Raw genomic sequence first — 26312 nt, 5'->3', positions numbered from 1 at the left:
TTTATAATTATGAAAGATATCAAAAACGACTAAACGGCCTCAGCCCTATAGAATATAGAGTTGAAGCCGCTTAGAGTGTTTTATTATTTCATCTGTCTACTTGACGGGGTGCAGTTCAAGGTGTTAACTCTTTTTGGTTTTTCAAATGATCAATCACCATTCAACATATTGAAAACTCCTTTTGCCAAGCTGCCTTCGTCTTTAGATCCACCACGATGTGGAGCTGCAGCGAACACTCGGCTCGCAAGTCTGCTAAATGGCAGAGACTGAACCCAAACCGTCCCAGGTCCACTTAACGTTGCAAAAAATAGACCTTCACCGCCAAACAGCGCCGTTTTCACACCTTTAACCATCTCGATGTTGTATTGAACACCACTAGTCATCGCAACTAAACATCCGGTATCGACACGTAACACCTCTCCAGCGGCTAGTTCCTTTTTATGAATCGTACCACCTGCATGAACAAATGCCATGCCGTCACCTTCAAGCTTCTGCATGATAAAGCCTTCACCACCAAAGAATCCTGCGCCAATTTTTCGCTGAAATTCAATACCGACCGAAACACCTTTGGCAGCAGCCAAGAATGCATCCTTTTGACAGATCACTTTTCCGCCCATTTCACTCAGATCCATCGGAATGATTTTTCCAGGATAAGGGGAGGCGAACGAAACATGCTTTTTGCCGTAATCTTCGTTCGTAAAAGCTGTCATGAACAAGCTCTCACCCGTTAGTACACGTTTACCGGCGTTGAACAGTTTGCCCATTAAACCGCCACCTTCACCAGACGAACCATCCCCAAATATGGTTTCCATCTCGATGCCATCTTCCATCATCATGAGCGCGCCAGCTTCTGCGATCACCGTTTCTTTAGGATCGAGCTCAACCTCCACAAACTGCATATCGTCACCGTAAATTTTATAATCGATTTCGTGATTGTTCATTTTGTATTCCTCCCATATTTACATCGGATTTTCTATCTTACAAAGATTGTTACGATCTTGCAGTTACGTTGGTTTCAAAGTTTTTTATGAAGATGAAACTCGAGCTATTGTTCATCTGCCGTTAACAACACCATTCGGTAGAGTAGGTACACACCCAAATACGCTCCTGTTAACAAAAACAGCGGATTCAGTAACAAGCCATGTATGTTGGTCATAAATACGGTTTTGTTCTTAATGATTTGGTAAATTCCGATGGAAATAAGATTGCTAAAAACGAGTAAAGCTAATAGAGCAGCTAGATTAAAGAAAAGACGGCATTTGAACCAAGCTCTCTGTAAAACAAACATAAATAGAGGAAAAAGAATGCTTCCAAAAATAAGAAATATTTTCATAATAAGATCACCTCTGTATCATTCTAGACAGCATATAGGTGAATTAAGCAGGTAAACGAAACACTAATCTCGAGGAGATCTGGTATACGCACTCTTAAATTCAAACTGGAGCATAAATCTAGTATTGCGATCATAAAATTCGTATGGCGAGCATAAATCTAGTATTGCGATCATAAAGTCTGAATTGCGATCATAAAATCCAAATTGCGAGCAAAAACTAGTATCGCGAGCATAAAACCTAAATGGCCATCACTTATTTAAGCAATTTATTTAAAATGCCTCTCTCCAGCCACATCCACGGAAAAATGGTCTTTAAGAGCAGACTCCTATTCACGCCTTTACCGATGGGATAGCGAAGTTTAGGTGTTTTCGTCTGACCTGCGATTTGGGCAACAAGCTTTGCCACATCAAGGGGATGACCATGGCCAGTCTTACCTGATTCAATCTCCTTCATTAATTTTTCCATATAAAACTGGTAAGGAGACTCCTTGTTTATGGTCATGTTGTCAATGGTAGACCAGATGTTTGTCTGATAAGATCCTGGCTCAACTAGCACAACATCAATTCCGAATGGCTTCAGTTCCAGACGTAAACTTTCGCTAAACCCTTCAAGGGCATGCTTTGAGGCTGTGTAAGGTGACAAGCCCGGAAATCCAAACTTTCCAGATATGCTGCTCATGTTGATGATACGTCCTGCGCGATTTTTTCGCATAAAGGGGAGAACGGCTTGTGTAACAGCAATCACACCAAAGACGTTCGTTTCAAACTGCAAGCGGTACTCTTCTATCGTTAGTTCCTCACAAAAACCACCAAGTGCGAACCCAGCATTGTTTACGAGCACATCTACTGTTCCAATTCCATCCAGGTATTCTTTAAAGCGATCGATAGATTCCGTTGATGTGACATCGAGCGAGTGAAGGCGGATAAAATCTGAGACGTTTTCGTCATCGGCACATTTTAATAAACCCTCCGCTTTATCCAAATCTCTCATCGTACTGATCACTTCAAAGCCGACCTTTGCTAGTTCAACGGCACACAGCATGCCGAAACCACTAGACGTACCCGTTACGATTGCTATTTTTCTACCCATTATTTTCCCCTATTCCTGAATATAGTAGATTTATTATAACGTATTGAACAAAAATGAAAGTATTTGCAATAACGACTAGTGCTTAAATGTTATTATCATTTATAAGAAAGTGAGTGAGTATATGAAGAAAGATTATTATTTAGATTTTCCATTCGCAGAACTAAAATCGCAGGATGGATCGTTTTCTTTGAAAATATATAGTTACGACTATGCTTATCCACATGCAATCCATAAATTTGATAGAGATTGGCATAAAAATCATTTGATATTATCTATGCCTGCCTTTAAAGCAGAAATTGATGAGGTCATGTTTGAAGGAACATTATTAGAATACTTTATTGAGGAGTTGGTTGCTTTTTCAGCACTTAAGAAAAAGGAAGTAAATATTAAACCAACTGAACCCTATTTTGGTCTTACTTTTTCTGTTGATAAACGAAAAAAGGTTAATGTAAACGGATATGTACAATATCCTGTTGGATGGGGTGCAGAATTACAATTCGAAATTGAAACGGATCTTACTTATGTGGATGAGTTTATAAGAGGTTTAAAATCAATACTTAAAAACTTTCCTTCAATATCTTAAATTGTATTAGTCCAAAAGTCCTTTTTTACTTTTATAAGGATACTATTTTCTCATTTTAAACGTACCATTGCTTTCTAGTCCTAGATACTAAAACAATCATCTTGAATTTTATTGACAGCGCTTTCATTTTAGAAAATAATGAGAATAATAGAAGCGCATCTATATGCAAAATTTGAGGGCAATGTTAAGTAACAGACAACCCCGTTATTCTTTATGAATAGCGGGGTTGTTTTATTTTAAAGAGGAGTGAATGGAATGAGAAAAAGCTTGTTTTTAACGTCCGTTTTAAGTTTGTCCTTATTGTTTTCAGGGTTCCCAGCCAACGACCATGTTCAAGTTGCCGAAGCTGCTACTGGACTCAGCAAAGTTAACTATGGACAAGATGTTATCTATCAGATCGTAACAGATCGTTTTTCAGATGGTAACATGTCCAACAATCCTACCGGCAGTCTTTATAGCAATGATTGCTCCAACTTACGCAAATATTGCGGAGGAGATTGGCAAGGAATCATCAATAAGATCAATGATGGCTACTTAACCAACATGGGAGTAACGGCCCTTTGGGTGTCTCAGCCTGTCGAGAACGTGTATACCGTTCTTAATGATGCATCTGGAACAACATCTTATCATGGCTATTGGGCGAGAGACTTCAAAAAAACGAACCCGTTCTTTGGAAGTATGCAAGATTTTCAAAATCTCATCAATGCGGCACATGCTAAAAATATAAAAGTGGTCATTGATTTCGCACCAAACCACACGTCTCCTGCGTCAGAAGATACACCTTCCTACATGGAGAACGGAAAATTATATGACAATGGAACACTTGTCGGCGGTTATACGAACGACACGAAAGGTCTTTTCCATCATAATCAAGGCACCAACTTTTCTTCCATTGAAGATGGGATATACCGAAACCTTTATGACTTAGCAGATTTTAATCATCAGAACCCGACAGTTGATTCTTATATGAAAGCGGCAATTAAGCAATGGCTGGATATGGGAATAGACGGTTTGCGTGTAGACGCTGTAAAGCATATGCCGTTCGGCTGGCAAAAGACATTTATGGATACCATATACGCACATCAGCCTGTTTTCACATTTGGTGAATGGTTCTTAGGCGAAAATGAAGTCGATCAAAACTATTATGATTTTGCGAACAAATATGGCATGTCTCTGTTAGACTTCCGTTATGGCCAAAAGTTAAGACAAGTGCTGCGAAATAGCTCTGATAACTGGTATGGCTATGACAGCATGATCCAAGAATCTGAGACGAAATATGAGCAAGCTATCGACCAAGTAACCTTCCTGGATAACCATGACATGGACCGATTCCATTTCACAGGAGCAGATACGCGTAAAACAGATATTGCGCTTGCCGTTATGCTTACATCTCGTGGTGTTCCGAACATCTACTACGGAACAGAACAATACATGACAGGGAACGGGGATCCGAACAATCGCGGCAAAATGACCTCTTTTAGTCAGACGACCCGCGCCTACCAGATTATACAGAAACTCTCTGTCTTACGGAAAAATAACCAGGCCTTTGGCTTCGGTAAAACCACACAACGCTGGATCAACAATGATGTGTATGTGTATGAAAGACAGTTTGGGAACGATATTGCGCTTGTTGCTGTAAACAAGAGTTCCACTGCAAACTACAACATAAGCGGTCTAAATACAAACTTGCCTGCAGGAACCTATACCGATCAGCTGACAGGGCTTTTGTCCGGGAATTCTATTTCAGTTTCTGGAACAGGAGCGGTGACGACATTTAATCTAGGTGCCGGTGAAGTTGGCGTTTATCAGTACAACACGACTAGTGCGAATCCGACAATTGGGCAAGTGGGACCAGTCATGGCAAAGCCAGGGAACACGTTAACCATCAGCGGAGATTCTTTTGGAACTACACAAGGAACAGTGAAGATCGGAACGGTCACAAGCACGATTCAGTCTTGGAATAACAATGAAATCAAGATTACAGTTCCAAGCATCAGTGCCGGTTCTTATAATGTAACGGTCACCACTTCAAGCGGCAAAGTAAGTAATGCTTATGGACCGATTGATCTGTTAACTTCATCACAAACTTCTGTCCGATTTATGGTCAACAATGCGTACACAACCACTGGGCAAAATGTGTACCTCGTCGGGAATACGGCAGAACTCGGCAACTGGGATACAGCCAAAGCAATCGGACCTATGTACAATCAAGTCATTGCAGCTTATCCAACCTGGTACTACGATGTGAGCGTACCTGCAAGCCGGTCCATCGAGTTTAAGTTCATTAAGAAAGATGGGGCTGGCAATGTGGTATGGGAAAGCGGAGCGAATCATCTGTTCACCACACCATCAAGCGGTCCAGGCACGTCCATCTCCAATTGGCAAAATTAATTTCTACAAAAAAGCGGGCTCAGAAGGGAGTATTTCTACCTTTTGGGCCTGTTTGTTTTTTAGAACAGATAGATGATATGCGAAATCAAATAAACCCAAGTACATTCTCCAGTTACGGGCATAAGATGATGTTAAAAAGCGCTGAAGGGGAATGTGGAATATGTATAATGTATCTCAACAAGAAGTGGAAGCGATACTTTCGGCAATAACGAGGGAAGCTTCGGCCATTACGTTTTATAGCCAATTAGCAAATGAAGCACCTAATCCAAGGCATAAAAATGAAATTTTTCATACGTTAGAAGATAAAAAAGTTCATTTGAATCAATTTACGAATCTATACATCACTCTTACTGGTCAACAGCCTGCTTATCAAATCAGTGATATCTCTATACGCAGTTATGGGGAAGGTATACAAAATGCCTATCAAACTGAAATAGAGGGTTATGAAGAATACCAAAAAAGTGCTTTATCTACTCAACATCCACACATTCGTACTGTTTTTTTTCAAGCTTCAAAAGGTGAAAGAGAGCATGCTGCAAGATGTGTTTATTTGAGTAGAGATATTTATCAGGAACGAAAAGATTATGGTGGAGAGCCATTTGTCGTTGATATTGAAAAAGCAACGTTGCAGAACAATACGTATCGTACAGCTTTATGGACTGGTGATAAAATGCAAGTCACCGTAATGAGTATTGATGTTGGAGATGACATCGGTTTAGAAGTGCATCCGGATACGGATCAATTCATTCGTATTGAACAAGGGCAAGGACTCGTTCAAATGGGAGATGAAAAAGATCAATTGGATTTTGAAGCAATGGCGTATGATGACTACGCAATCATGATCCCTGCCGGAAAGTGGCACAACATTACAAATACGGGTAATCGACCGATGAAAGTCTATGTTTTATACGCACCACCTGAGCATCCATTCGGTACAATTCATAAGACGAAAGCAGATGCAATGGCTGCAGAGAGTAACTATTAATTAAAGAGCAAAAGATGAAAGAGGATGGGGGGCCTATCCTCTTTTTCATTTTAGTTCACGTATATGTTATCTGTGAAAAAGTAGGTTTCTTTTTTTACAGAAATGAATTGTATCTCATGCAAACATTTGAAATAATTGGTAGTAAGTAAGGCAAGGAGGCATTTAGAATTGAATGAAAGTTTATTGGAAGTATTTCCTTTATATACTTGACCACAAATTAAATGTATTGGTGGAATGCTGGAAAGAGGGGTTGTATATTCAGGGAATTACCCATGATCTTTCTAAGTTTTCTCCCGTAGAGTTTTTTCCATATGCCCAAAAATTCTTTTCTGATAAAACGGAAGACAATGAATTACAATGGCAGTATGCGTGGTTGCACCATCAGCATAAGAATAAACATCACTGGAATTACTGGGTGGTGAATCAAATGACGCGAGAAGCAGTGCCAATGCCGAAAAAATATGTAATAGAAATGATTTGTGATTATCGATCTCTCTCAAGAAAATGGGGAAAGAAAAGGACAGATCAAAGCTTATCTAACCGTTTACTTCAAAATCTATTAACTGAAAAGGTAATTTTGCATCCAGAAACGAAAGAGGTATGTAAGATTCTTATAGGTAAAGAAGGTGTCTGTTCATGAAGTACACACAAAAAGAATTCAACGCAGAACTAATGGATCACATTGAAAATACAGAACTAGCTTTAATTGATCTTATAGAAAGTCTAACCAATCCGTATAAAGCCATTTTTGAAAAAAAGAAAATAAATGTTGAAGCTGAGTTTTATAAAGAAGGCAACCATCCATTTGAACCTGGTTACCGTTCTGCCATTTCAGTTGGCATTTCTGATGCTAGTGGCGAGCTCATTGACATACATACCGTTACCATATGGGAATGTGAAAGATCTCTATTAGGTATGCCGATTTCTATAAACATCCCTGGAAGCAGAATTATCGGTGATTTCCTTGATGAATCTATGGAAGAAATTCAAGCAGAATTGACGGAATTTATGAAAGATCAAGTGGAAGATGAAAATGAGGCAAAACCATGACTTCTAGAACATCTTCAGATAAATGTCCTTTATGTCACGCACACAACAATTGTGCAATAGCTAATGGAGAAAAACCAGAGACTTGTTGGTGCATGGAAATAGTTATCCCAAAAGAGCTCTCCGAAAAAGCTTCACAGAATCAAGACTGCTGTCTATGTAAGAAGTGTATCGATGAGCATAATTAAGAAATTCTTCTTTTTAAAAGGCTGTTTTCTAAAAGATTGTTGCTATTGATTAAAAAATAAAGACCTACACTAAAAAATCGTGTACGTCTTTTGTAATCTACTTTTCAGGCTTTAAATTCTTGTTCTGTCAAACCATAAATCAATACATCGTGATATTTTCCATCAGTATAAATCATATTTCGCAAACAACCCTCTTGAGTAAATCCAAGTCGGTTATGAAGACTTATAGAACCTTCGTTGAAGCTATATACTGAGGCATTAACTTTTTGATATCGAAGTTCATCAAAGAAATATCGTAAAACTACTTTTATCGCTTCACTAGCATAACCCTGTTTCCAATATTCACGGAATATACTAACTCCATAACTGAATGTTCCATTACGAGGGTCGCATTTATCTGTGCTAATACTACCAACCAATTCACCATCCATATTTTCAATTCCGAGTCTAAAGTTATGTCCATCCCAACCTTTATCAGACTCTTCTTCCGCCCATTTTCTGGTGCCCTCTTCGGACCTAGGACCATAAACAGCATCATTTAATCTAGAAACCTCTGAATCTTTACCATCATTATGAAATTTTTCCCAATCTGAAGGTTTAATTGGTCGTAAACGAACTAATTTACCTTCCCAAAAGTTTGAACTCATTTTTTACCCTCCACTTTAATTCAAGCATTTGTCTACCATCTCTTTACATTTTTATCTTAACATATATTGTAAAAATTTTTAGGGAAGCCTTGTTAATTTTAAAGTAGTCTCAGTTTAGCAACCGTTAGTTGAACAGGTTTTTGGCAAGCGGAAATAAGCATTTGCTCCACACGATTCTCAATTTAGTATACCTTTACTCCTTTCTGACTACGACTTCTTTAGTACTAAGGAATCGTTTTTTTCCCTTTCTCTATCTTTTATTTTGTTTTCTTTTCATACTGTAAGTGACAACTAAGGTATGGGGTGGAGAGATGATGAAAAAAACCTTTGGATTAAGAAGTAAGCTTGTTCTTAGTGGAACACTTGGTTTCTTTCTTTTAGCACAAAATGTGGATGCTCATGGAGATGAGGCGAACGTACATCAAGCGATTAAAAGTCAGTTGTTGGGCAAGCAGATTTTCTTTGGTGATCTGCACAACCACACCGGTTATTCTCCGGATGGAACAGGTACGCCGAAGCAGGCTTTTGAAAGCGCGAAAGCACATGGACTTGATTTTATTGCAATTACGGAACACTCTGAAGGATTAAATCTGATTGCAAACGAAGAAGAAAGGGTCAATACGCCTCTGCCCTATCGCACAGAATGGGAAGACATCCGCTATCAAGCTGAGCAGCTTTCAGATGATTCGTTTACCGCAATTCGCGGTTTTGAGTGGAGCGATCCGTATCAAGGACATTTTAACGTGTGGTTCTCAGAGCATTACACTGACGTGTTTCGTTCACCTGGAACACCTTCGATGAAGCCATTTTGGAATTGGTTTCAGCGGGATACCGCCCTTTTTGGTGGAAGTGATGGAATCGGCGGATTCAACCATCCGGGTCGTGAGCCAGGAAAGCTCGATAACCTCGCTTATGTACCTGAAGCGGATGAGCGTGTAGTTTCCATCGAAGTGTTCAATCGTGATGATATCTATGACTCTACTTATGTGGAAGCGTTAGATAAAGGCTGGCACGTTGGTGCTATTGGTGTTTCTGATCACCACGGAGAGGATTGGGGAGCTCCCACGTTTGCTCGTACAGGTATTATTACAAACAAAAATTCTCATGAATCCGTTAGATCAGCATTAGAAAAACATCACGTCTATGCCACACAGGATGCCAACTATCAAATGGTGTTCACTGCCAATGGACAAATGATGGGGGCTAAAATCGCATCTAATGAGCCAGTCGATTTGCAAGTCATGGGGTATGACCCAGATGCAGGGGAAACTATCGTTAAAGCAGAATTGGTAACCAACGGCGGAGAAGTGGTAGAAACCTATGAACCTACGAATACTTCTACCCATTTCATGTGGAACACGAAAACACCTAAAAGCCAGGAAAGCGCATGGTATTTTGTGAGAATGACGCAATCGGATGGAGAAATGATCTATTCAAGTCCGATATGGGTTCAGCCCACTTCATAAAAAGAAACAGCGACTTAGGTATTCTTCTAGGTCGCTTTTTTTTGTGACAATATGTAATTCCTCATACATTTCACCAATAATTGTTATTTCGCTGTAACGGGTTTACAATCTCTCTGTCATGTCAGCCTGTTAGTATGGGACAGGTCAGATAAAAAAAGAGACAAGGGGATGGTACTTTGAAAAAATTAGCAGCAGGACTGGCAATTGCAGGTGTCGTGGCGTTTAATCCAGCAGTAGGACATGCCGCCCTGGGAGATCAGACACTGAAACCCGAGATGCAGCATTCAGACGTACAAGAACTTCAAGAAACGTTACAGAATAAAGGATTTTATAACCAAAGTAAAACAACGGATTATTATGGAAACTATACAACGGATAGTGTGAAAAAATTTCAAAAGGCAAAAGGAATTACGGTAGATGGAATCGCTGGAGATGAAACGTTCAAAGCATTAGGTGTTCAGCAAAAAGACTCTTCTATTGTCAAAACGGCAAAAAAATACGAAGGCACACCTTATAAATGGGGTGGAGAATCACCGGATGGTTTTGATTGCAGCGGATACTTAAACTATATCTTTGAGGAAGCTGAAAACACCGATCTCGCACGAACGGTTGATGGCATGTATGCCGAGGGGACAAAAGTAAGTTCACCATCGGTTGGAGACATTGTGTTCTTTGATCTAGAAGGAGACGGTCCGAGTCATGCCGGTGTTTACATTGGAAATGACCAGTTCATGCACGCCTCTTCATCAAAAGGTGTAACCACTAGTGAACTCGGAAGCTCGTATTGGTCAGAGCACTACATCGGAGCAAAAAGCTATTAATAAGAGGAAGAGGATCCGTTCAACAAAAGTTGGGCGGATTTTTTGTAGTGTATGGCAATAGCCTTTTTTTAGTTTACTGTGACATTAAACCAATCAATTTGGTCAAGCTTTCTATATGATAAAAGTAAATAATATGTTTTATTAACCTTTTGCAACGAATGTTTTACCCTCCGATTAAAACGGAACATGTTGCTTTTAAAAGGAGGTGTACGATATGGAAATGAATAATGAAAGATTACGAGTGAGAAGACTGTTTGCTGCACCACCCCTCGTTAATCGTGTACAACCGGTTTGCCCACCTGTAGAGCTACCAGTAGAATCTCCAGCACAACTGCCAGTAGAGGTACTAACAGAATCCCCAGCACAGCTTCCAGTAGTGGAAACAATAGAATCCCCAACACTACCAGTTGCAGAGGAGCAAGCAGAATCCCCAGCACAGCTGCCAGTAGAGGTACCTGAATTAACAGAATCACCTGTTCTTGAGCCTATAGAGCTACCTGAGGAAGAATTAGAAGAATCTCGAGAAGCAGAAGAATCTAGAGAATCCGAGGAATCGCCAGAGAGTGAAGATGAGAACACGGAAAACGAAAATGACGACTAAATCCGTCTCCTAACAAGTGAATAACTGCGAAAAAACAGTCCAATTAACATCATAAATTGGGCTGTTTGTTTTTTCTTTCTGAAGGAATTCCTATACACGAAAAGAAGTTAGTACAGGAATAAAAAAAGGCCATGAGGAGTGAAGATAATGTCTGAAATCTTTTTTTATCAATTTAACAAGGTAAGAAACTGGAGTATTGGGATAGCCGAGAATCTAACAGAAGAAATGGCAAATAGACAACCAGATGGTTTTAACAATACAATGAAGTGGCACCTTGGTCATATGGTAACGGAAGCGGAGTACTTTTTGTTTGAACTTTCAAAGCAACCCGTCCAACTGCCTAATCGATACAATCAATTATTTGCCCCTGGCACAAGACCATCGGAATGGAAGGGAGAAGCACCACGCCTATCCGAGCTGATTTTGACCCTCAAGAGCCAGTTAGAACGTGTAAAAGAAATTTCCCCTGAACTATTAAACCAACCATTAGAAAAACCAATTCACGAATTTAACTCTGTTTTAGATGCTGCTGCCTTTTCCGTATTGCATGAATCCTTACATATCGGACAAATTGAATCCATGAAGCGAATGCTTGTGGTTTCAGCGAAATAAAAAACAGTGACACCTATCCATGATCGATTAAGTGTCTTCTGTTAAAAGTAATCAAGGATTTTTCGTAAACTTCATTCTTTTTGAACGTAGTTGTTTTCCGTTCCGGCATGCTCAGTTACTAAACCAACTTAAAATTTTAACCAAAAACGATAACTAATTAAGTAATTTATGTATAATAAAGGAAGTTATTTATTTTTCAGTATGCGCCAACTCTCAAGCTCTCAAAATGAGAAAGGGTGATAGAAATGATGTGGGTGATCCTTGCAAGTGTACTTATCTTACTACTCACTGCAATAGTTTTTGTGTGGCATGGACAAAAAGAGTTTTATTCAGATCAAAGATACGTAACAGAAAGACAAAAAGCACTGGAAGAGAATTATATACCAGTCATCGGTAAATATAAAAATTAACTCGGGCTGATCGGTATTTACCGTTCAGTCTTTTTTAATAACAAACAAAAAAGATAAAAAATTTTATAAATCACTGAAAGTAATAAAGATTTAAGACGTCTAATCATTGAAGGACTTGGTAAAGAGGGAGAGAGGTCATGAAAAACCACGAGATGATTCAACGCTGGTTTACGGAATATCACAATGATATCTATAATTTTCTCATCTATTATATGGGCACACGTGATGTAGAAGACATCGTCCAAGAAGTGTTCATTAAAGGGTTTCATCATTTTGATCAATTTGAGGGGCGCGCTGATCCGAAGACTTGGCTGATCTCAATTGCACGAAATATCGCTGTCGATCATGTGCGTAAGAAGAAACGCCAACAGCTGCTTTACAGCCATCTATTGAATCTATTTTCTCACAAGGACAAAATCCCTCAAGATTGGGTATTGGAAGACGAAAGAAAAAGGGAACTCTACAAAGCGATCAATGAATTAAAGTCCTCCTACAGAGATATAGTCATTTTAAAAGGTGTATTGGATTATACGTCAAATGAAGCTTCTCAAATCTTGCAATGGAAACCTGCTAAAGTGAATCTTACCTATCATAGGGCAATTCAGTCTTTAAAGAAGAAGCTTAAAGATGAGAAGTGGAGTGATTATGTTGAAACGATTAACCAATGAAGATCTTATATCAGAAATGAGAACGTTTCAAAAATACGAGATGGATACGAATAAAAGGGATGACATCTTAAGGGAATTACGACTTCTAAAAACAGAAAAAAAGAAGATCGGGGCTCCACAATTCGTTAAGCCCATCTTAAGCTTTCTTGTCCTAGCATTCTTCTTGGCGGGATCGGGCTTATTTGCAATTACTCAAATAAATAATTCGCCAACCGAATTTAAATCAGGGATTCATGGAAATGAAACTTATTCCATTCAAAAAGAAGATCATTTTATCATAAAACAAAACAAAGATGGCTCAAGTACCTTTATGGCTGATGGAAAGAAAGTAGGAGGAATCGAACCATTAAACGAAGAAGAGATGATGAAAAGTATACAGAAGCAAAATGTTTTTAAGAACCAGGAAGTAGAGGGGTACAGATACCGAGCAACTTATACGTTGGATCACCAGAAAACAATGGAAGTCGTTCAAATTTTGCATTATTATTTCGTATCTCCTGAAAGTAATTTAAGGTATCATGTGTATTTCTATACGCCTTTCTTTGATGAAGAAAGTGCGGATGAACTGGCACGATCCTTTACCATTATTGCCGATGGAAAAGAACTGAAAACCAAAGATGAGTGGGCGTTATCCACTACATTCACGTCAGATAATGCAAAAACACTAATTGGTGACCGAGAGAGGCTGGGTATCTTAGGTCCCGAATTCATAACTGGAAAAATCGATAAATACGTGTGGCACTTTTTTGGAGGTCATAATGAAATAGAAATTATCAGCAATGGTGATTTTAAAGTTATTGGAATTCACGAAGAAACAGGTATGGAAGAACAGGTGCTAGTGGAAAACGTGGGTACTGTAAATGAAAAACAGGTGTGGCAATATGAAATTCCGGAACAAAGTCCGTTATCAGGAGATACGGAAGTGGGTTCCATTCATGCCATCACTAGTCATATGAAGTTCAGCAAACCCGGTGTTTGGAGATTAGATGTATCTTTTGGCGGAAAAAGAGCTGGCAGTATTATTGTTGAAGTGAAATAACAAAATCAGAACAAATCGACACTTATCTGTGCAGATAGGTGTCTTTTTACATAGGCAGTTTCTTTTTCTTGATATTTCGTCTATCAAATGCGAGAGTTAGTTAAGGAATTCTTTGAGAGGTGAAATCATGGGTATCTTGATCGCAATCATCTTTGTCGTGTTTTTGTTTGACTTTGCCAAATTGAGAAAGCAGAATCAGACAATGATCGAGCAAAATGAAAAGGTGATCTCTCTATTAAAAGAGATAAAAAATAAATAACGATCATTTTTCAAGTTGTCGCACAGACGCTTATCTGTAAGAAGGTAAGTGTCTTTTTTATTTTAGAAAATGGATTGTTTTTCAGTCTGCATTTTGAAATAATTGGTAGGTGGATTGGTAGTAGAACTTACAAGTGTTGCTAATGTTACTAGGATATTTACTGTTGTTAACAATTTGAGGTGAAAGTATGACTATACAAGGATTGAATCATCTTTTATTTTCAGTTTCTAATTTACAAAAATCGATTACTTTCTATGAAAATGTTTTTGATGCAAAGCTGATCGTTAAAGGTAAGAGCACTGCCTATTTCGATTTGAACGGTTTATGGATTGCGCTAAATGAAGAAAAAGATATTCCGCGTAATGAGATAAGTCATTCCTACACACACACGGCTTTTTCCGTAGAAGAAACAGACTTTCATAAAAAGTATGAAAAACTTAAGGAATTGAATGTTAACTTTCTACCCGGTCGTATTAGGGATAAAAGAGATATGCAATCTATTTATTTTACAGACCTAGATGGCCATAAGTTTGAATTTCATACAGGGACATTGCAAGACAGATTAAACTATTATAAGGAAGAAAAAAAGCATATGGAGTTTTTTGATTGAGATGGAGGCGAAATAAATGAGTTTTAATATGTGGGAAGGCAAATTGGTTCGATTACGGCCGATTCAACCTTCAGATTGGGAGAGATTCCATCAAGATGGTATGGATGCAGAGATTGCTAGATTAAATGATAGAATCTATGGTCCAAGGTCTGAAGAAGGGACTAGAAAATGGACAGAAGAAGAGTCCAATAAAGGCTGGGATGGACATCATTTCAGACTGGCAATCGAAAATTTTAACGGAGAATTAGTCGGTAGTATCAATACAGATAAATGCGACTTTCAGAATGGTACCTTCAGCTATGGAGTCAGTGTGTTTCGGGACCATTGGAAAAAAGGATATGGAAGTGATGCCATTAAAGTGATTTTGCGTTATTTCTTTAATGAACTTCGGTATCAAAAAGTAAATGCTCAAGTGTATAGCTTTAACGAAGGTTCTGTTAAGCTTCATAACAGTCTTGGTTTTACCGAAGAAGGATGTTTGCGGAATATGATTTATACGGATGGACGTTATCACGATATCTATATTTTTGGTTTGACAAAAGAGGAATTTAAATGGAAATAGATCACTTTAAGGAAACTTCTACTTACAGAAGTTTCCTCTTTTTTTTCAATTTCACGGTGATCCTGTCATTATTTTTACAAAAGATATATGTTTCATTCATACGGACTTTATAATCTTTTTATAAGATAAAGATGCAAAACAATTTCATACACTACCACATGACAGATGGAGAATATACGGAGAAAATCTTGTTCATGTCAAAAAGTGTGCACGATGTGACTGAGTCAATTGAAGTCTTGGTCTTGTTGCTTTCTTTTTGATATGTCTAGGTTTTCTTTTTTATTTTCAAATTCAAAGGGAGGTTCACTTATGTTCAATTTATCGGAAATGAAACCAATGGTTGCGGGTGTTCGAGATGTTGCTGATTTGGATCAAGCGATTGAGTCAAAGGTGGACATTGTTTCAATGATGGCAGGCAATCTCATGAATATTACAGATATTGTAGATAAAATTCACGCGGCGGGAAAGTATGCTTTCTTGCATGTGGACCTCATTAAAGGTCTTGCCAACAACAATGAGGCTGTTGATTTTCTAGCTGAAAAAGTAAAACCGACGGGAATCGTTACGACCAAAGGCAGATTGATTAAGAAGGCGAAAGAATCAGGTCTTGTAGCGATTCAGCATAACTTCATCATTGACACTCAAGCCTTTGCAATGAGCATTCGATCCATTAAACAAAATCAGCCAGACATCGTTGAAATCATGCCAGGTTTAATGCCAAGAGTCATAAGAGATCTGACTAAAGAGATCAATCTTCCTTTAATTGTCGGCGGGCTCATCAGCAACGAAGAAGAAATCAGGCAAGTAATTGATGCAGGTGCAACTGCAGTCGTATCAGGTAATCCAGAGCTCTGGAATATACAACTTTAGGAAAGCGGAGGAATCATGAAACAGTTTGAAGGTTATCTCTTTGACTTAGACGGAACAATATATGCCGGAACAAAACTAATTAATGGAGCAGCAGAATTAGTTGAATCGTTAAAAGAAGATGGTAAAATGATTGCTTTTTTGACGAATAACTCAACATTGAGCGCAGAAAGAATCGCCGTAAAATTACAGACTTTCGGCATTCAAGCAACGGAAGAACAGATTGTCTGCCCAACTGATATCGCAGGGAAATACCTCACTCAGCTATTTGGCCGTTCAAATGTGTATGTAATCGGTTCGGAGCACTTAACGGATAGTGTTGTTAAAGAAGGTCATATTCTATCCGAGGACCTTAATACTCCCTGTGACGTTGTTCTGGTCGGTAGAGACTTAAATTTCCACTATCAAAAATTAGAAGATGCTGTCCTCCATATACAAAGAGGAGCTAAACTTGTGGCTACTAATTTAGATTACAACCATCCAATTGATACGGGAGAAGCTGTTCCTGAAACAGGAGCACTCATTGCAGCTATTCAACGAACCGTACAAGTAGAACCATACGTAATCGGAAAACCAGCATCTTATCTGTTTAACGAAGCACTTGAACGTTTTCAGTTGAACCCAAATGAGACGGTGATGGTTGGAGATAATCCATACACAGATATTAAAGGGGGCAGAAATGCGGGATTGTCCACCATACTCTTGATGGAACATCTTAAAAAGGTGCCTGATGATTTGCTTGTTGATTACACGTTTTCCAATTTAAAAGAACTCATGGATGCTATGTATATGGCAGAGGAGGCTTGAATTCCATGAATAAGCAGACTCTCTTGATCTGTATTGACGGAATGGGGGGGCATTATCTTGATGACCCAAAAGTTAAAATTCCAAATCTGCGATCACTCATCAGTTCGGGAAGTGTTGTTTCAAAGTTAAAGACTACTTATCCAAGTGTCACCTGGACAGCCAATACAAGTGCCATAACGGGATGCCATCCTTCAAAGCATGGAGTCATTGGAAATTCTGTTTACGATAGGGATAAAAGAGAAGTCCGTCATCACTGGGGTGACCAGCTCGGGTCAAAAGAATGTCTCGTCAACGTTCCAACCCTCTATGATGTTTTAGCTGAAAAAGGTGGAACAACAGCAGCTATCTGCTGGCCGTTGACGAGAGAAGCAAGAAACATCAGGTTTAACATACCTGAGTTTTATGAGCAAAGGTTGTTTGATCAATATGCAACACCAGACTTCTGGAACGAATTGAAAGAGCAATTTCCTGTAGATCAATATGCAAAGTGGAGTGCTGATTTTTCACTGGGTCATATGCAGGATGGGCTTACGAAAGACATCGTTAACTATGTAATTACGAATAAGCAGACAGATTTGATCATGGCTCATTTTTTATTGATCGACAGCATGCTCCACAAACATGGAAATCACTCGGCTGAAGTGTACTGGGCTATTGAGTATGTCGATCAGCTTGTTGGAGAGATTCTTGTTGAGTTGGAAAAAAGTAACCAGCTAGCATCAACTGACATCCTTATATACTCAGACCATGGTCATATGGATGTCCATACGAACTTTTATCCAAACTGTTTTTTAAATGAGAAGGGACTGGATACAGATTTTATTGCTGTAAGCAACGATGGCGCATTGTATCTTTATCGATTAGTGGAAGATGAATGGGTGTCTAGAAACGTAGAAGACATGTTTCAATCTCTTCCGTTTGTTAAAAAGGTAATTCCAAAAGACGCATTTGGAGCTTTCGGTTTACCTAAGACAGGGAGTCATACACCTGAATTAATTGTTGAATTAAAAGAAGGGTTCGTATCCAAAGATGACAAAGATGTTGAGCACTTTTTTGGTCCAAGTACCTACAAATCGACTCATGGATATTTAGCAGATCACCCTTTGTTAAAAGGGTTCATGGTTGGTTCAGGTCCCTCGTTCAGTGAAGGAATTGAAATGGAAGAATCACATATTATTCATGTTGCACCAACACTTGGAGCACTGCTGGGTGTAGAACTTCCAGATGCGGATGGTGATGTATTGAGTAACCTTCTGCAGCCAGCCACGCAACTGAAAGGAGGAGAATTCCTTGCAAAATTATGACACAACTGTTGAGCAGCCTGTGCAAGATTACACTTCAACGGAAAAGAAGAATTCATTATTATCTTTAACGCAAAAGTTTTTGTCTTCAGAGTCTTTATTCGGATGGGGATTCATACTTCCTGCCTTCATTCTTTTATTCGTATTCTGGATCTATCCTATCGGATACTCCCTATACTTAAGTTTTTTGAATTGGGATATGTTAAACCCAGCGACTTTCGCAGGTTTTGAACATTATGAAACTCTTTTACGAAGTGAAGATTTCAAACAAGCCTTGATGAATACGGCATTTTATACATTCTTTTATGTTTCTGGTGTGGTCGTACTGGGTTTGTTGTTAGCGGTCCTCGTTAATCAAAATTTGAAAGGAATCGGCTTTTTCAGAATGCTGCTCTTTTCTCCGCACATTACACCGATCATTGCCATTTCCATTGTATGGATGTCGCTTTATGAAGTGGATGATGGATTGTTGAATGTCATTCTCCGTTCCATAGGGTTACCTGAAGGCACATGGCTCGCCTCATCCGATACAGTGTTGATGTCTTTAATCATTATGGGACTATGGAAAGCGATGGGTTACTATATGATGTTCTTCTTAGCCGCCTTGCAATCTGTACCTGACCATCTTTATGAAGCTGGAAAATTAGACGGTGCTAATCGGTGGCAGATGTTCAGACATATTACGTTACCTTTTATTTCACCAATCACATTCTTTGTCGTCATAGTTGCGATTATTGAAGCGTTTGAAACCTTCGATCAAATTGCTGTCATGACACAAGGAGGTCCTTCTAATTCATCGATGGTATTGGTTTATATGCTCTACCGACAAGGATTTGAGTACTTCCATATCGGATATGCATCGGCTATTGCGATTGTTATCTTTTTAATCCTAGTTGTATTCACGGTTATCCAATATTTCGTTTCTAGAAAATGGGTACACCATTAAGAAAGGAGTGGAACGAATTGCCTATAAAGTTGATGAAGCTAACCAAATATACGGTGTTAACTGTAATCAGCCTGTTGATGAGCCTTCCGCTACTTTGGATGGTTGTGACAAGCTTGAAATCTCAAGACGAAGCAACGTCTGACAGGATGTCTTTTTGGATTTCTGATCCGCAATGGTCGAATTATATAGAGGTTTTTAAACAACATGATCTTTTTCAATACATGTCAAACACATTATTCTTTGCGATGACGACATCAGTCTTATCTGTGATTCTCGCAACATTTGCAGCATACGCTTTGACGTTCATCACCTTTAAAGGAAGACGATGCATCCTGATTATATGTATATTCACGATGTTCTTGCCTGCACATATGACGGTGATTCCTTCTTACCTGACGTTGAACACTCTGGGCTGGCTGGATTCTTATAAAGGACTTATCATCCCGAGTTCGGTTGCTGGCTTTAATATCTTTCTCATGTATCAAGGGGTTAGGCAAATACCAAAGTCTATTATTGAATCTGCTAAAGTAGACGGGGCTTCCCACTTAAGGATTCTTTTGCAAATCGTGGCTCCTCTTACTTTGCCGTCTATGGCGTCATTAGGAATTATTATTTTCACTTATCAATATAACAATTACTTTTGGCCGTTAGTCGTTACAACAAGTGAAGAGGTGAAGACCATTTCCATCGCCCTGACGGAGCTTATACAAGTAGATGGAGCATATGGCATCCAGTGGCCGATGATTATGGCTGCAAATACGATTAGTGTCCTTCCCGTAATGTTCTTGTTCTTAATACTTCAAAAACTGTATATCAAAGGCGTCATGTATCAAGGAATGAAAGATTAATAGGAGGTCAATACCATGTTAAATCAAATGAGAAAAATCATATCTATCACTTTAATCCTACTGTTGTTTGTCGCAGGCTGTGGAAGTCAAACAAATAAAAACTCTCAGTCTGGTGATAAAGTTGAAATTGAATTTTGGCATTCTATGAGCGGTAACTTAGGAAAATCATTAAAAAAGATTACAGATGATTTCAATAAGAAACATGAGAATATCCATGTGAAACTAGTATTCTTGAAAGATTATCCGACAATCACGAACAAGTTACAGCTTGCTTTAAGATCCAATAACGCCCCTGCTCTTGTTCAGCTCGAAGATCCGACATTGCAAACTTTCGCTGCTTCAGGGCATTTGCAAAGCTTAAATGAAATGATTGAACAAGAAAATGTGGATCTCAAAGATTATGTGGACGGATTTGTGGAAGCTGCTTCTGTTAAGGATCAAATCTATGGTCTTCCTTTAAATCGCAGTGTCCCTGTCCTTTACTATAACAAGGAAATTTTCGAAAAAGCAGGAATCGATCCTTCACGAATTGAGACATGGGAGGGAGTACAGGAAGTATCCAAAGAGCTTGTTAAAAAAGGTGAAGTACAATATGGCTTTGAACCTATTCGCTATCCTTGGTTCTTCTCATCCCTTGTGTGGTCAAATGGAGCTGAATTATCGAATGATCCCGCTAAGCTGAAGCTAGACACACCAGAATCAACTGAAGCACTACAGCTATGGGGAGATATGATTCATAAGGATAAGGTAAGTAAAGTGCATTACGGCGGAGAAGGCTGGGCGTATTGGTACGACACCATGGCTGATCTGACAGAAGGAAAAGCAGCGATGGTTACAGGTTCAACTGCAGATATGGGTACGATGGACAGCAGTAAAATCGGTGCTGCATTCATGCCTAAATTTGAAGGGAATGACCTTTCTGTGCCAATCGGAGGGACTAGCGGTGTTATACCTAAAACTGCAGATGGAGAGCAAAAGAAAGCAGCATTCGAATTCATCAAATATTTCTCTGAGCCAGATGTGACAGCTCAATGGGCAACTGAAACAGGATATTTACCTGTGCGTTTTTCCGCAAAAGAAAAAATGAGTGAAGTATTGAGTGAAAATCCGAACTATAAAGTTGCGATTGACGAGCTGAAGTATGCGCGTCCAACACCGCTGTTTCCGAATTGGAACCAAGTAGAGAACGAAGCGATCAACAAAGCGTTCGACCAAGTCTTCGTTGATAATGTACCAGCCGATAAAGCGTTAAAAGAAGCACAGATACAGGCAGAGAAAATGTTAAAAAAGTAATCAGGATCTTTGACGTAATAAACAACTAGAGTGACTGGAGGATGACATATGGCAGAGTTACAGCTTCATCAAATCAACAAGTATTATGATAAACATGTAAAAGCGGTAAAGGACTTCAATCTGAAGATCCACGATGAAGAGTTTATCGTACTTGTCGGACCATCAGGCTGTGGGAAGTCCACTACTTTACGAATGATTGCCGGTTTGGAAGAAATAACGGAAGGTGATTTTCTAATCAATGGACAGCGTATGAATGATGTTCCGCCAAAAGACCGTGACATCGCGATGGTGTTCCAAAACTATGCCCTATATCCGCATATGAGTGTTTACGATAATATGGCTTTCGGGCTAAAGCTTAAAAAGATTAAAAAAGATGAGATTAGACAGAGAGTAGAGTATGCGGCCAATATCCTTGGGCTCGAACAATATTTGAATCGGAAGCCAAAAGCCCTTTCTGGTGGACAGCGCCAAAGAGTGGCATTAGGCCGCGCAATTGTCCGAGATGCTAAGCTGTTTTTAATGGACGAACCATTGTCAAACCTGGATGCGAAGTTAAGAGGTCAGATGCGTGCCGAAATTGTAAAATTACATCGTAAGCTAAAAACAACTACCATTTATGTAACCCACGACCAGACGGAAGCAATGACGATGGCCACTAGAATGGTCGTTATGAAAGACGGTGTGATTCAACAAGCAGGAACACCTAAAGAGATTTATGATTATCCCATCAACACCTTCGTGGGTGAATTTATTGGTTCCCCAGCCATGAATTTCATGAACGGTACATTGAAAGCGGGTAACGTACAAGTTGGAGATACTCATCTTTCACTACCTGAGACGAAGATGAACCTTCTTCGGCAAAAGGGATATGAGAATCAACGGGTAATTTTAGGAATTCGCCCTGAATATATTTTCGAGGTCAAGGAAGATTGTGAGATTCAGAATAAGGCGTTGATTAAGACAACTGTTGATTTTGCAGAGTCTATGGGATCTGAAACATATGTATATGTAAATGTTGAAGATAAGAAAGTTGTGGCAAGACTTAATTCGAATGAAAATTTTACCCCCGGCAATTTGATTGAGTTAAAATTAGACATGAACACTGCCACTTTTTTGACGCTGAAACGAAACAACGTATCATTTTAGAAGAACCTATTGAAAAGCTATTAGCAAATTAAGTAGATTTGACGCTTACCTCCCATGGTAAGCTTCTTTTTATTGAGTTCGTTATTCATTTTTGAAATAATTGGTATGGTTAGAGCAGGATTGCTCACTGATCGTCAAAACCATCTGGAGGGCACATATTCATTATGATTAAAATAGTTGGAAAAAAGATCGAGCTGCGAGAAGCTTCTCAACAGGATCTCGATGAATTGTATTATTGGAGATTTGAAGAAACAGAACAGGCAGCGAAAAAATGGAATGGTCCTTACATCCCTGAACCGTTCATGACAAAGGAAGAATTTCATAAAAGCTGGAAGACGAACTATGAGATCTTACCATGCATTCCGAGCACCTTAATCATTGTTTCAGGAGAAGTATTCGTTGGAACGGTGAGTTCTTATTGGGTAGATAAAAATACGAACTGGTTAGAGACGGGTATCGTTCTTTATGATAAAACTTTCTGGAATGGTGGGTACGGAACAGAGGCATACAAGCTCTGGATTGACTTTCTATTCCGTTCGACTGAGCTGCATCGATTGGGAATGTCAACGTGGTCAGGAAATGTACGAATGATGAAGGTTGCAGAAAAAATAGGGATGAAGGAAGAAGCGAGAATAAGAGATGCGAGAATGGTGGAGGGTGAGTATTTCGATGCCATTAAAATGGGCATTTTACGAAAAGAATGGGAAAAGCCCTCATAAGCCATTGTCGTTTAAAGAGGACAAATTAGAGATAGTAGATTTCATAATAAAACATCATAATAAAAATCCGTTCAACAACCGTTGGGCGGATTTTTCTTTAACAGTTTAATGTAATTGGGCAGAAGCCAGGATTGTTCACACACATCTTTCTGGCGAAGTCGGGATAGAGCTTTTTTAACTGATAAAAGTAGCAGATGATTTTATGATTGAGAGTCATGCGCCTTCGCCTGAAACATAAGCGATATTCTTGCCCGATGGTCTGGTACATGTGGGTGTCCTGCCGGAACAAAAACGGAGTCAACCGCTTCGAAACCGCGTCATGCTCGTTCACAATATTGATGTTGTTCTTTACTTTTTTATTATATTGATGAATAAAGTCTTGATCACCAATTGGCAAGGTGGCAAACGTATAAAGAATTGGATTTCTGAAAGGGGTGTTCACCGCTGCATCCAACGAGAATAACGTCGCGATACTTCCTCCTAAACTATGCCCGGTTACGAGCAGTCTTTTACACGAAGGAATGCGTTTCATCGTTTTCATGATCCGATATCTCGCTTGTTCATAAATACGGGTAATGCCACTATGTGTTTTTCCGCCCCTTTTTAAAAAAGGAAAAGAGACTTGAGAGATGTTTAAGTACGCCGTTACGTTACTAAGATTTGTTGTTCCTCGAAAAGAGACAACAACTGTATCGCAGGATTCTGCTATAAAACCGAATATTTCCCCTTTGGGTGTACGGATAGAACGCTTGAGAATATACCCTTCAGGCAGGATGAGGCTGCCGAACTCAGCAATTCGATACGCTTGGTGACTCATCGCTGCTAGAAACAGGGCCAAATGACCATCAAACGGATACACTTTTTTTCCTTTACCCACAAGCACCACCTCCCATACACACTTAGATGTAATAGTGTATGAAGGAAGCACAGGACGAGTATAGACATCTATTTATATAAAAACAAAAAAAGTTCGTGCTCTTAATATAAAAAATTTGTAATTTTTCCTTTAAAATGAATTCTCTTTCTTCTCATTCGAATCTCCAGATAGTAATATAGTAGTAGTAACGATTAAAATATTCCTAATTTATCATTCTATTGTCATATGTTAAGCGAATGGTAACTAGGAAACATAAGGGATGATATACGTGAAAGTGATGGTAACAGGAGGCGCGGGATTTATCGGTTCACATATCGTGGAAGAGTTACTGAACCAGGGGCATGTTGTATCGGTACTCGATAATTTAACATCTGGAAAACGTGGAAAACTACCAGGTGATATTCCATTCTATCACTATGATTTAGGTAGAGATTTGGCGGAACTAGAGGCGATCTTTTCTGAAGAAAAGCCAGATGTGGTCATTCATCATGCTGCACAAGTATCTGTGAATCATTCTCTTGATCATCCCATTCAAGACCTCGAAACAAACACCTTAGGCACCTTACATCTTTTGCAGTGCTGTAAAACCTATAACGTAAAAAAAATCATCTTTGCTTCAAGCGCGGCAGTTTACGGCAATACGGAAAAAGATAGTGTAGAAAGTGACGGTAATGAACCTCTTTCTTTCTATGGTTTATCAAAGTTAACCGCTGAAAAATACATTAAGCTTTACGGAGATTTATATGGGTTGAACTATACCATTTTAAGGTATGCGAATGTGTATGGACCAGGCCAGAATGCTGAAGGAGAATCTGGGGTTATCTCGTTGTTTTGTGAAGCTCTTCGATCAGGCGGGAAGTTTACGGTTTATGGTGATGGAAATCAGACGAGGGATTTTGTCTATGTAAAGGATGTAGCAAGAGCAAACGTGCTCGCCCTTACAAAGGCTGACAAAGATGTGCTGAACATCAGCAGTGCAACCACAACCTCTGTATTAGAAGTTCTTCAATCTCTTCGTACACTTACAGGTGAGACGATTAGGCCAGTTTTTTTGGGTAATAAAAAAGGAGAAATCCGCCACAGTCTGCTTAAAAATAATCGAGCAGCAGAAGCTCTGGGCTGGATTCCTCATTATTCTCTATTAGAAGGGCTGAAGGAGACGATCGAATGTGTTCCGGAGTCTGCTGTTTACCAAGAATTGTAATCTTTTTTGGCTTGATAATGGAGAAACCCTTTAGATGCAGCATATTTAGAACTGCTTTGATGCTGTTTACTGGAAACGGTCAAAATAGCGATGTCTTTTTTACGTTGAAGCTTGTTCAAATCTTGAATGCGATCTTGAGACCACTGATCATTTTTTACAATGTTTTTATGAAACGATTCCCACATCACTCCGTCAACGTATGGAAGAGTGGCAACTTTTAATGTATCAAAGCCCCAATTTTGAATAAAGGACAAGTTTGGGTATTGAGTTTTCACCTGCTTCATCAAGGATACAAGACCATCACGCTGGGCTTTTAATTCAGCAGGTTGATTCATGAAGTAATCATCAATATCTCCAACTGTGTCAAAGAATACACCATCTAGTTTCTTGGAGACAACCTGCTCTTTGATTTCATTTTGAAGTAAGCTTTGATAATGAGAAGATGTTAAATTCATTAAGTGAGCGTCCCATTGCTCTAAGTAGACCTTCTTGCCGTTTTTGTAATAGTAATCAGATTTGTCTAGCTTCTGGACGAATGATGTGTTCCAGTTATCGGCTTCCATTGTGTTGATGTATCCGAACACTATTGTCCCGGCTTGTTTGATGGTTGTGATCTGGTCAATGGAGTATAGCGTTGGCTCTATGATGACAAGATCATACTTTTTCATCTGTTGTAAAATGTGAGGAGTTGGCGAGTCGTAATAAATTTTGTAGGAAGAAATGTTTTTCAGCATGTAGGCATCTCCTTTTGCCATACCTTTTGAGACGGTTGAAAAGGAAAAAACAAGCAAAACAAAAATACATAGAAAAATTTGCAGTGCAGACTGTTTATTCATTTGTATCCCTCCGATAATCATATAGAGGGACGGGTTAGCAAGCTGGCGATCGTTATCTTATGGAAGATCGACGACCCATGCCTTTGCGTCCTTGCTTTTCAGCAAGTTTGCCCATCACCTATATTCATAGTATCAATTGGTTTTTTGAGAATCAAT

Annotated in this window: 31 protein-coding genes, 1 pseudogene and 1 riboswitch; of the genes and pseudogenes, 26 read left to right on the top strand and 6 right to left on the bottom strand. The window is 39.1% G+C overall.

Going from position 1 to position 26312, the window contains the following annotated elements:
* Nucleotides 1–74 (top strand): IS3 family transposase (locus KUV80_RS18885; protein ID WP_425308493.1); only part of this gene is annotated, 74 nt, incomplete at its 5' end.
* A 75-nt stretch (nucleotides 75–149) separates the two neighbouring features.
* On the opposite strand, the gene KUV80_RS08495 is transcribed toward KUV80_RS18885, so the two are convergent.
* From KUV80_RS08495 to KUV80_RS08485, 3 genes are all read right to left on the bottom strand, one after another.
* Nucleotides 150–941 (bottom strand): TIGR00266 family protein, encoded by a 792-nt coding sequence (locus tag KUV80_RS08495; RefSeq protein ID WP_222462207.1) that lies wholly within the window; start codon nucleotides 939–941, stop codon nucleotides 150–152.
* Nucleotides 942–1045: 104 nt separating this feature from the next.
* Complete coding sequence (locus tag KUV80_RS08490) at nucleotides 1046–1333, bottom strand: transposase (RefSeq protein ID WP_222462206.1); 288 nt, start codon at nucleotides 1331–1333, stop codon at nucleotides 1046–1048.
* 253 nt (nucleotides 1334–1586) lie between these two features.
* A complete protein-coding gene (locus KUV80_RS08485; protein WP_222462205.1) occupies nucleotides 1587–2423 on the bottom strand; it encodes an oxidoreductase in 837 nt (278 codons plus the stop codon).
* Nucleotides 2424–2544: 121 nt separating this feature from the next.
* On the opposite strand from KUV80_RS08485, the gene KUV80_RS08480 reads away from it, so the two are divergent.
* The 6 genes from KUV80_RS08480 to KUV80_RS18880 all read left to right on the top strand — a co-directional run bounded on the left by KUV80_RS08480 (nucleotide 2545) and on the right by KUV80_RS18880 (nucleotide 7617).
* On the top strand, nucleotides 2545–3006 hold the full coding sequence (locus KUV80_RS08480) for a WapI family immunity protein (RefSeq protein WP_222462204.1): 462 nt from the start codon (nucleotides 2545–2547) through the stop codon (nucleotides 3004–3006).
* 255 nt (nucleotides 3007–3261) lie between these two features.
* Nucleotides 3262–5397: an alpha-amylase family glycosyl hydrolase gene (locus tag KUV80_RS08475; RefSeq protein ID WP_222462203.1), complete on the top strand. Its 2136-nt coding sequence runs from the start codon at nucleotides 3262–3264 to the stop codon at nucleotides 5395–5397.
* A gap of 160 nt (nucleotides 5398–5557) precedes the next feature.
* Nucleotides 5558–6382 (top strand): cupin domain-containing protein, encoded by an 825-nt coding sequence (locus tag KUV80_RS08470; RefSeq protein WP_246625055.1) that lies wholly within the window; start codon nucleotides 5558–5560, stop codon nucleotides 6380–6382.
* Between the two features lie 172 nt (nucleotides 6383–6554).
* Complete coding sequence (locus KUV80_RS08465) at nucleotides 6555–7022, top strand: DUF5662 family protein (protein ID WP_222462201.1); 468 nt, start codon at nucleotides 6555–6557, stop codon at nucleotides 7020–7022.
* Nucleotides 7019–7432, top strand: coding sequence for a hypothetical protein (locus KUV80_RS08460; protein ID WP_222462200.1), 414 nt, complete (start codon nucleotides 7019–7021; stop codon nucleotides 7430–7432). Before KUV80_RS08465 ends, KUV80_RS08460 begins: the two co-directional genes overlap by 4 nt.
* The gene (locus KUV80_RS18880; protein WP_222462199.1) at nucleotides 7429–7617 is read left to right on the top strand and encodes a cysteine-rich CWC family protein; all 189 of its coding nucleotides are present in this window, start codon (nucleotides 7429–7431) and stop codon (nucleotides 7615–7617) included. The genes KUV80_RS08460 and KUV80_RS18880 overlap by 4 nt, the downstream gene beginning before the upstream one ends.
* 104 nt (nucleotides 7618–7721) lie before the next feature.
* On the opposite strand, the gene KUV80_RS08450 is transcribed toward KUV80_RS18880, so the two are convergent.
* Nucleotides 7722–8264, bottom strand: coding sequence for a GNAT family N-acetyltransferase (locus KUV80_RS08450; protein WP_222462198.1), 543 nt, complete (start codon nucleotides 8262–8264; stop codon nucleotides 7722–7724).
* 314 nt (nucleotides 8265–8578) lie between these two features.
* Between KUV80_RS08450 and KUV80_RS08445 the strand changes: the two genes are divergently transcribed.
* From KUV80_RS08445 to KUV80_RS08365, 18 genes and pseudogenes are all read left to right on the top strand, one after another.
* Entirely contained in the window at nucleotides 8579–9730 is a 1152-nt protein-coding gene (locus KUV80_RS08445; RefSeq protein WP_222462197.1) for a CehA/McbA family metallohydrolase, read from the top strand.
* Nucleotides 9731–9906: 176 nt separating this feature from the next.
* Nucleotides 9907–10551, top strand: a complete 645-nt coding sequence (locus KUV80_RS08440) for a C40 family peptidase (RefSeq protein WP_222462196.1) — start codon at nucleotides 9907–9909, stop codon at nucleotides 10549–10551.
* A 214-nt stretch (nucleotides 10552–10765) separates the two neighbouring features.
* Nucleotides 10766–11152 (top strand): hypothetical protein, encoded by a 387-nt coding sequence (locus KUV80_RS08435; protein WP_222462195.1) that lies wholly within the window; start codon nucleotides 10766–10768, stop codon nucleotides 11150–11152.
* A gap of 147 nt (nucleotides 11153–11299) precedes the next feature.
* Nucleotides 11300–11764, top strand: coding sequence for a DinB family protein (locus tag KUV80_RS08430; RefSeq protein ID WP_222462194.1), 465 nt, complete (start codon nucleotides 11300–11302; stop codon nucleotides 11762–11764).
* Between the two features lie 245 nt (nucleotides 11765–12009).
* Nucleotides 12010–12174 (top strand): hypothetical protein, encoded by a 165-nt coding sequence (locus KUV80_RS08425; protein WP_222462193.1) that lies wholly within the window; start codon nucleotides 12010–12012, stop codon nucleotides 12172–12174.
* Between the two features lie 137 nt (nucleotides 12175–12311).
* Nucleotides 12312–12842 (top strand): RNA polymerase sigma factor, encoded by a 531-nt coding sequence (locus tag KUV80_RS08420; RefSeq protein ID WP_222462192.1) that lies wholly within the window; start codon nucleotides 12312–12314, stop codon nucleotides 12840–12842.
* On the top strand, nucleotides 12820–13881 hold the full coding sequence (locus KUV80_RS08415) for a hypothetical protein (protein WP_222462191.1): 1062 nt from the start codon (nucleotides 12820–12822) through the stop codon (nucleotides 13879–13881). The genes KUV80_RS08420 and KUV80_RS08415 overlap by 23 nt, the downstream gene beginning before the upstream one ends.
* A gap of 127 nt (nucleotides 13882–14008) precedes the next feature.
* Nucleotides 14009–14140, top strand: a complete 132-nt coding sequence (locus tag KUV80_RS18740) for a hypothetical protein (protein ID WP_276516610.1) — start codon at nucleotides 14009–14011, stop codon at nucleotides 14138–14140.
* 187 nt (nucleotides 14141–14327) lie between these two features.
* Nucleotides 14328–14750 (top strand): metallothiol transferase FosB, encoded by a 423-nt coding sequence (gene fosB / locus KUV80_RS08410; protein WP_222462190.1) that lies wholly within the window; start codon nucleotides 14328–14330, stop codon nucleotides 14748–14750.
* A 16-nt stretch (nucleotides 14751–14766) separates the two neighbouring features.
* Nucleotides 14767–15312, top strand: a complete 546-nt coding sequence (locus tag KUV80_RS08405; RefSeq protein WP_222462189.1) for a GNAT family N-acetyltransferase — start codon at nucleotides 14767–14769, stop codon at nucleotides 15310–15312.
* Nucleotides 15313–15621: 309 nt separating this feature from the next.
* Nucleotides 15622–16182: a glycerol-3-phosphate responsive antiterminator gene (locus KUV80_RS08400; RefSeq protein WP_222462188.1), complete on the top strand. Its 561-nt coding sequence runs from the start codon at nucleotides 15622–15624 to the stop codon at nucleotides 16180–16182.
* 15 nt (nucleotides 16183–16197) lie between these two features.
* A complete protein-coding gene (locus KUV80_RS08395) occupies nucleotides 16198–16986 on the top strand; it encodes an HAD-IIA family hydrolase (RefSeq protein ID WP_222462187.1) in 789 nt (262 codons plus the stop codon).
* Nucleotides 16987–16991: 5 nt separating this feature from the next.
* On the top strand, nucleotides 16992–18290 hold the full coding sequence (locus KUV80_RS08390; RefSeq protein ID WP_222462186.1) for an alkaline phosphatase family protein: 1299 nt from the start codon (nucleotides 16992–16994) through the stop codon (nucleotides 18288–18290).
* Complete coding sequence (locus KUV80_RS08385; protein ID WP_222462185.1) at nucleotides 18277–19233, top strand: carbohydrate ABC transporter permease; 957 nt, start codon at nucleotides 18277–18279, stop codon at nucleotides 19231–19233. Before KUV80_RS08390 ends, KUV80_RS08385 begins: the two co-directional genes overlap by 14 nt.
* A 17-nt stretch (nucleotides 19234–19250) precedes the next feature.
* Nucleotides 19251–20081 (top strand): carbohydrate ABC transporter permease, encoded by an 831-nt coding sequence (locus KUV80_RS08380; RefSeq protein WP_222462184.1) that lies wholly within the window; start codon nucleotides 19251–19253, stop codon nucleotides 20079–20081.
* A gap of 15 nt (nucleotides 20082–20096) precedes the next feature.
* Entirely contained in the window at nucleotides 20097–21374 is a 1278-nt protein-coding gene (locus KUV80_RS08375; protein WP_222462183.1) for an ABC transporter substrate-binding protein, read from the top strand.
* 48 nt (nucleotides 21375–21422) lie between these two features.
* Nucleotides 21423–22552: pseudogene (locus tag KUV80_RS08370) on the top strand (ABC transporter ATP-binding protein).
* Nucleotides 22553–22684: 132 nt separating this feature from the next.
* Nucleotides 22685–23239: a GNAT family N-acetyltransferase gene (locus KUV80_RS08365; RefSeq protein ID WP_222462181.1), complete on the top strand. Its 555-nt coding sequence runs from the start codon at nucleotides 22685–22687 to the stop codon at nucleotides 23237–23239.
* Between the two features lie 97 nt (nucleotides 23240–23336).
* On the opposite strand, the gene KUV80_RS08360 is transcribed toward KUV80_RS08365, so the two are convergent.
* Nucleotides 23337–24116 (bottom strand): lipase family protein, encoded by a 780-nt coding sequence (locus KUV80_RS08360; RefSeq protein WP_222462180.1) that lies wholly within the window; start codon nucleotides 24114–24116, stop codon nucleotides 23337–23339.
* Nucleotides 24117–24375: 259 nt separating this feature from the next.
* Between KUV80_RS08360 and KUV80_RS08355 the strand changes: the two genes are divergently transcribed.
* Nucleotides 24376–25320 carry an NAD-dependent epimerase/dehydratase family protein gene (locus tag KUV80_RS08355; protein ID WP_246625054.1) on the top strand — a complete coding sequence of 315 codons (945 nt, stop codon included), beginning with the start codon at nucleotides 24376–24378 and terminating at the stop codon, nucleotides 25318–25320.
* Here KUV80_RS08355 and KUV80_RS08350 read toward each other — a convergent pair.
* Complete coding sequence (locus KUV80_RS08350; RefSeq protein ID WP_222462179.1) at nucleotides 25305–26156, bottom strand: putative glycoside hydrolase; 852 nt, start codon at nucleotides 26154–26156, stop codon at nucleotides 25305–25307. The two genes, KUV80_RS08355 and KUV80_RS08350, sit on opposite strands and share 16 nt — an antisense overlap.
* Nucleotides 26157–26189: 33 nt before the next feature.
* Nucleotides 26190–26278, bottom strand: a riboswitch (cyclic di-GMP riboswitch).
* Between the last annotated feature and the right edge of the window lie 34 nt (nucleotides 26279–26312).

Source organism: Fictibacillus nanhaiensis (genome assembly GCF_019801215.1).
Lineage (GTDB): Bacteria > Bacillota > Bacilli > Bacillales > Fictibacillaceae > Fictibacillus > Fictibacillus nanhaiensis_C.
The sequence above is the reverse complement of the archived record's forward strand: the minus strand, read 5'-3'. Positions and strand labels throughout refer to the sequence as shown.

Excerpts from the sequence above, each read along its gene's own strand:
- KUV80_RS08495 (WP_222462207.1), bottom strand. The coding sequence starts at position 941 with ATGAACAATCACGAAATCGATTATAAAATTTACGGTGACGATATGCAG.
- KUV80_RS08490 (WP_222462206.1), bottom strand. The coding sequence starts at position 1,333 with ATGAAAATATTTCTTATTTTTGGAAGCATTCTTTTTCCTCTATTTATG.
- KUV80_RS08485 (WP_222462205.1), bottom strand. The coding sequence starts at position 2,423 with ATGGGTAGAAAAATAGCAATCGTAACGGGTACGTCTAGTGGTTTCGGC.
- KUV80_RS08480 (WP_222462204.1), top strand. The coding sequence starts at position 2,545 with ATGAAGAAAGATTATTATTTAGATTTTCCATTCGCAGAACTAAAATCG.
- KUV80_RS08475 (WP_222462203.1), top strand. The coding sequence starts at position 3,262 with ATGAGAAAAAGCTTGTTTTTAACGTCCGTTTTAAGTTTGTCCTTATTG.
- KUV80_RS08470 (WP_246625055.1), top strand. The coding sequence starts at position 5,558 with ATGTATAATGTATCTCAACAAGAAGTGGAAGCGATACTTTCGGCAATA.
- KUV80_RS08465 (WP_222462201.1), top strand. The coding sequence starts at position 6,555 with ATGAAAGTTTATTGGAAGTATTTCCTTTATATACTTGACCACAAATTA.
- KUV80_RS08460 (WP_222462200.1), top strand. The coding sequence starts at position 7,019 with ATGAAGTACACACAAAAAGAATTCAACGCAGAACTAATGGATCACATT.
- KUV80_RS18880 (WP_222462199.1), top strand. The coding sequence starts at position 7,429 with ATGACTTCTAGAACATCTTCAGATAAATGTCCTTTATGTCACGCACAC.
- KUV80_RS08450 (WP_222462198.1), bottom strand. The coding sequence starts at position 8,264 with ATGAGTTCAAACTTTTGGGAAGGTAAATTAGTTCGTTTACGACCAATT.
- KUV80_RS08445 (WP_222462197.1), top strand. The coding sequence starts at position 8,579 with ATGAAAAAAACCTTTGGATTAAGAAGTAAGCTTGTTCTTAGTGGAACA.
- KUV80_RS08435 (WP_222462195.1), top strand. The coding sequence starts at position 10,766 with ATGGAAATGAATAATGAAAGATTACGAGTGAGAAGACTGTTTGCTGCA.
- KUV80_RS08430 (WP_222462194.1), top strand. The coding sequence starts at position 11,300 with ATGTCTGAAATCTTTTTTTATCAATTTAACAAGGTAAGAAACTGGAGT.
- KUV80_RS08425 (WP_222462193.1), top strand. The coding sequence starts at position 12,010 with ATGATGTGGGTGATCCTTGCAAGTGTACTTATCTTACTACTCACTGCA.
- KUV80_RS08420 (WP_222462192.1), top strand. The coding sequence starts at position 12,312 with ATGAAAAACCACGAGATGATTCAACGCTGGTTTACGGAATATCACAAT.
- KUV80_RS08415 (WP_222462191.1), top strand. The coding sequence starts at position 12,820 with ATGTTGAAACGATTAACCAATGAAGATCTTATATCAGAAATGAGAACG.
- KUV80_RS18740 (WP_276516610.1), top strand. The coding sequence starts at position 14,009 with ATGGGTATCTTGATCGCAATCATCTTTGTCGTGTTTTTGTTTGACTTT.
- fosB (WP_222462190.1), top strand. The coding sequence starts at position 14,328 with ATGACTATACAAGGATTGAATCATCTTTTATTTTCAGTTTCTAATTTA.
- KUV80_RS08405 (WP_222462189.1), top strand. The coding sequence starts at position 14,767 with ATGAGTTTTAATATGTGGGAAGGCAAATTGGTTCGATTACGGCCGATT.
- KUV80_RS08400 (WP_222462188.1), top strand. The coding sequence starts at position 15,622 with ATGTTCAATTTATCGGAAATGAAACCAATGGTTGCGGGTGTTCGAGAT.
- KUV80_RS08395 (WP_222462187.1), top strand. The coding sequence starts at position 16,198 with ATGAAACAGTTTGAAGGTTATCTCTTTGACTTAGACGGAACAATATAT.
- KUV80_RS08390 (WP_222462186.1), top strand. The coding sequence starts at position 16,992 with ATGAATAAGCAGACTCTCTTGATCTGTATTGACGGAATGGGGGGGCAT.
- KUV80_RS08375 (WP_222462183.1), top strand. The coding sequence starts at position 20,097 with ATGTTAAATCAAATGAGAAAAATCATATCTATCACTTTAATCCTACTG.
- KUV80_RS08365 (WP_222462181.1), top strand. The coding sequence starts at position 22,685 with ATGATTAAAATAGTTGGAAAAAAGATCGAGCTGCGAGAAGCTTCTCAA.
- KUV80_RS08355 (WP_246625054.1), top strand. The coding sequence starts at position 24,376 with ATGATATACGTGAAAGTGATGGTAACAGGAGGCGCGGGATTTATCGGT.
- KUV80_RS08350 (WP_222462179.1), bottom strand. The coding sequence starts at position 26,156 with ATGAATAAACAGTCTGCACTGCAAATTTTTCTATGTATTTTTGTTTTG.